Origin of the sequence: Streptococcus mitis (assembly GCF_005844455.1) — a bacterium.
In the GTDB taxonomy this organism is placed as follows: domain Bacteria; phylum Bacillota; class Bacilli; order Lactobacillales; family Streptococcaceae; genus Streptococcus; species Streptococcus mitis_BF.
In genome coordinates, this window is sequence record NZ_SPGF01000092.1 from 1 (window position 1) to 3,960 (window position 3,960).

At 36.2% G+C, this 3,960-nt stretch carries 7 protein-coding genes and 4 pseudogenes; 5 read left to right on the top strand and 6 right to left on the bottom strand.

The window, feature by feature from the left end:
* The 5 genes and pseudogenes from FGQ53_RS11195 to FGQ53_RS11215 form a co-directional block, all read right to left on the bottom strand.
* A pseudogene (locus FGQ53_RS11195) lies at positions 1-196 on the bottom strand (IS5/IS1182 family transposase); the annotation flags it as partial.
* A gap of 32 nt (positions 197-228) precedes the next feature.
* Positions 229-549, bottom strand: a pseudogene (locus FGQ53_RS11200) (site-2 protease family protein); the annotation flags it as partial.
* 18 nt (positions 550-567) lie between these two features.
* Positions 568-1,038 carry a DUF3013 family protein gene (locus FGQ53_RS11205; protein ID WP_049531867.1) on the bottom strand — a complete coding sequence of 157 codons (471 nt, stop codon included), beginning with the start codon at positions 1,036-1,038 and terminating at the stop codon, positions 568-570.
* Positions 1,039-1,329: 291 nt separating this feature from the next.
* Positions 1,330-1,782 (bottom strand): type II toxin-antitoxin system HicB family antitoxin, encoded by a 453-nt coding sequence (locus FGQ53_RS11210; RefSeq protein ID WP_138338838.1) that lies wholly within the window; start codon positions 1,780-1,782, stop codon positions 1,330-1,332.
* A gap of 36 nt (positions 1,783-1,818) precedes the next feature.
* Positions 1,819-1,998, bottom strand: a complete 180-nt coding sequence (locus FGQ53_RS11215) for a type II toxin-antitoxin system HicA family toxin (protein ID WP_001132279.1) — start codon at positions 1,996-1,998, stop codon at positions 1,819-1,821.
* Between the two features lie 381 nt (positions 1,999-2,379).
* Here FGQ53_RS11215 and FGQ53_RS11220 point away from each other — a divergent pair, with 381 nt between their 5' ends.
* From FGQ53_RS11220 to FGQ53_RS11240, 5 genes and pseudogenes are all read left to right on the top strand, one after another.
* Positions 2,380-2,595, top strand: a complete 216-nt coding sequence (locus tag FGQ53_RS11220; protein WP_138338841.1) for a hypothetical protein — start codon at positions 2,380-2,382, stop codon at positions 2,593-2,595.
* A gap of 15 nt (positions 2,596-2,610) precedes the next feature.
* Positions 2,611-2,802: pseudogene (locus tag FGQ53_RS12070) on the top strand (CPCC family cysteine-rich protein); the annotation flags it as partial.
* Positions 2,788-2,997, top strand: a pseudogene (locus FGQ53_RS12075) (CPCC family cysteine-rich protein); the annotation flags it as partial. The pseudogenes FGQ53_RS12070 and FGQ53_RS12075, both read left to right, overlap by 15 nt.
* 214 nt (positions 2,998-3,211) lie before the next feature.
* Positions 3,212-3,421, top strand: a complete 210-nt coding sequence (locus FGQ53_RS11235) for a CPCC family cysteine-rich protein (RefSeq protein WP_084928232.1) — start codon at positions 3,212-3,214, stop codon at positions 3,419-3,421.
* 13 nt (positions 3,422-3,434) lie between these two features.
* Positions 3,435-3,632, top strand: a complete 198-nt coding sequence (locus FGQ53_RS11240; RefSeq protein WP_138338844.1) for a hypothetical protein — start codon at positions 3,435-3,437, stop codon at positions 3,630-3,632.
* A gap of 37 nt (positions 3,633-3,669) precedes the next feature.
* Here the strand turns inward: FGQ53_RS11240 and FGQ53_RS11245 are convergent.
* Positions 3,670-3,960: hypothetical protein (locus tag FGQ53_RS11245; RefSeq protein WP_195450367.1), on the bottom strand; the 291-nt coding region annotated here is incomplete at its 5' end.

Genomic DNA, 3,960 nt, shown 5'->3' on the forward strand with positions numbered 1-3,960 from the left:
AGCGTAAGTAGGGCAAGGTCATGATAAGTTGGTCTTCCATACTTAGACGGCGTGGGCGTCCTCCTTTTCGGTGTTGCTCTTGATAAGCGTCAGTGAGACAATCAAGCATCAGTTGAAACGTCGCTTTTTTAACACCTATCAACAATTTGAAATTCTCTGAGTTTAATTTTAAGGCTTTTTCGTATGTTGTTTCCATAGCTTTAGTATACCACTTTTGAGTTGCCGAACAAGTCTAATATACTGAGCACCAACATTTTTCAGAATGGCTGTTCGACTAAGATGAAACCTGCCTGACTTTTTTGTAAAAAGAAAATGTCCTAATCCAAAAGCCACCAGCCGATAGCCTGTCAAGTAGCCACAAAAAGCATGACCCAACTCATGAAGAATAAAGATTAAATACATACTTAGAAGAGCGAAGGCATAACCAAAAGTAAAGGCTAAAACTGCGGAATATCCCAAATCTGCAAATGCGATGGTTCCACAAGCAAAAGCTAGCATAATAAAGACAAAAGCTAGCACATAAACCAAATAAGTCCCAATTTTCTTCATAAAATCTCCAACCAACTCCTAATATCTCGGATAAGGATAAAATTCTCCCTCTTCCAAGCCAACTTTCCCCTCTTCAAAGACTTCTTGGTTCCATTCCATGACAAATTCTTCTGCTTCTGGGTCTTCCAAAAAGTCCATGAGGGCATCCAGCCCAACCTCGGCAGTATCTTTGAGGAAAAGGGCAAAATAAGCTAAAAATTCACGAGAAAATCCTTTTTTAGGCAGGTAAGGAATAACAGTCAAATAGTCTTCTGCATTGACGGTTGACTTGGCAGGATTGTAAAAAAGGACTGCTTCCTCAAAGAGGATATCATCTGATGACACCTCTCCGTCTTCATCCACCATCTCCACACCTGCAGCGTTTTGCGCTTCCAATAGAAAACTCACTTCAACTGCGTGGTTACGCTTGTCCCAGCTAATCTCAAAGTCAAAAGGAAAGTTCTTCTCCAACTCTTCCTCTAAAACATCTAAAAATCCGTATGTTGCCATTTTATCCTCTTTCTATGCGACTCTTTAATCGCCCCGATTGCTCGGAAATGTGCTAAAATAGATACTACCATCTTACCACAAAATTATTTTATGTCCTAATTATACCATATTACCTCATTTAAACTCTTGGTATCAGTGATTTTCTTAAACGGTTGATTTCCTTATTTTTTCCAAAAACTCAACACAAAAAGCCCTCGAAAGGGCTAGCAAATCTATAGGATCAATAGACAAGTAACTAGCACAATTAGACGTGCTTTTTTATTGACTATTCCCACGATGTCATACTTAATCTTATGCTTGAATTTTCTTATCTGCAATAGCTTCTGTCAAAGTCTGAGAAAAGTTAAGTCCCATTTCTCGTCCCAACTTATCTGCCCACCTTGGTATGGTCAAGGTCTTTTTAATTGGTTCCTGACTTCCTAGATATTCTGATACATCAACAGATACCATAGAAATAAAAGATTTATCAAGATCATAAGTTGACTCAAAATCGTCATCGTCTTTAAAAGGATCATTTTTAATCAAAGACAAGCTATTGATATCTGAAGGCTGAGGTAAGTCTCCATCACTCTCTATCAAATCTGCGACAGTTATCCCTAGCCACTCCGAACCCATAGCCAAAGCCTCAGAAATCCCCTCTCCTTGTGTAGCTGAGTATTCAAAATCCGGGAAATGGACAAAATAAGTCGCTTCTACTCCGTCTGTATCGTCATAATAAAATAAAGCTGGATACGTAACTAACATCTCACTACCTCCATATCAAAAAGCAGGGGCTGAATTTTACAACCCAGCTTGCTTTCTTATCCCTCTTTCAGTGTACTTATTCAGCTCACCATGAGGGATTGTGATAGGTCTTTCCCCTTGCTTCTCCATTTTAATATGGGAGCCTTTACCGCCTTTGGTCTTTATCCAACCATGAGCCGTAAGGAGTTTAACCATCTCTTTTTGTGTCATAGGCATAGCGCTTTTACCCCCTGACAACACCATTATAACACGTGCTACACGTATTGTAAAGAATGAGACGTATTATTCTCTTATACCATCAAAGATCCTAGATGTGGTTCTAAGGGAAGCATTATATAAAAGGATAGGCAGGACAGTCGGAGATCCTGAATTTCTCGCTCCAAGACAGATTCTCAACTTCTATCCTCTCTTCATTAAAAATGATTATCACAAAAAATTAGATTACAGATTTTATAAAAGACCTCCAAAAACTACTAAATCAATACATTCGGCATACGAGAAACTTGTATTGTCAGATAAACTGTTTTATCATTTACCATACTTCATTCATTAGTAATATCCTTGATTTGAAGTATAATATTGGAAAGGAAATCAGTAATGAATTTAGAACAATATTTAGGAAAAGAAATTAGGGTTGTTTTTGTTGACGGTCAAATTTTAGAGGGTCATTGTAATAGCTTTACAGGGAAACTTGATACGGTAGATGAACTCTATGATGAAATTACAATAAGAACAGATAAATATCTATATGTTGGATTTAATGAATCTGAAATCGCATCAATAGAGTTAACTCAATACGGTATTACAAAATAACGGGAGTTGTTTATCATGAATAAAACTAAAAAAGAGAATTTAATTTTCATTGATGGTTGGGAGCATGTGCATTGCCCTGTATGTGGAACTTTAGTAGAAACTTATGATATTTGCGATGTTTGTCATTGGCAAAATACGGGAGCATTTAATATCGATGGCGGTCCTAATAAAATGACGCTTGCTGAAGCGAAAATGGCTTATAAAAGGAAAAACGACATAAATGAATCACAAAAGACTTGGGTAATTAATGGGGAGACCTGGCTACATTGTCCTGTTTGTGGGAATGACGTAATAGACTATGATATCTGTGACGTTTGTCGTTGGCAAAATACGGGTATTATAAATATTGACGGTGGCCCAAATAAAATGACTCTAGCCGAAGCCAAAGAAGCTTACGCAAGGAGAAAAATCGTAAAAATTCGAGAATTTGATACAGTGTTGTTAAAAAACGGTCAAACGGCGACAATTGTCGAAAAGTTAAGTGAAGATACTTTTATTGCTGACATAGGAAATTCCCCGAAAGACTGGGATACCATAACAATTACAATCAATGATATTGAAAAAGTAGTGTATAGGAATAGCTAATATATTTGTATAGTGTTGGGAGTAACCTTAAATGAATAAGACTGGAAAAGAGAATTTAATCATTATTAACGGTAGCGAATATGTCCATTGTCCAGTATGTGGTACTGTTACAGCAGTGTATGATATCTGCGACGTCTGTCAGTGGCAAAATACAGGAGAAACTAATATAGATGGTGGACCTAATGAAATGACGCTTGCAGAAGCGAAAGAAGCTTACGCAAAAGGTATTCCAATAATATAAAAAGGAAAAATTTATGAAACTTGAAAACTTCAACAATAAAGTTGTTAAAATTACTGATATTGACGATCAAACATTTGTAGGGATTTGTTTTTTTAATGATAAAGAAGTCTATGATGAAGAATACGACAGTTTATCTATCAAAACAGGAAATAGATGGATTAGACTATTCAAGAATGAAATTGTAACAGTTGAAATTATCAATCAAGATTAAATGGAGTAAAAACTCCTTCTAATAGATAGCCACTATTTCACTTTTCAACCATGTTTATAATTTCTTTTAAGCTTGGTTTGGTTTTTCTAATTCTATCCCATGCCCTCATTTTTATAAAAGTCCCTAAATAGATGCCGTTTATCTTTGGCATTTCGTTTGAAAGATTGTATTTCTCTCGAATCTCCTCCTTATGACTTTCTACAAATTTGCTACGAGGCAAGCAATAAAAAATACCTTCCCCAAAATAACTTATACTCAATTGTTTCCAAAAAGCAACTTTGTCCATTGTCTGCTGACAGTGGACTTTAAAACACTTTTTTCCAATCCT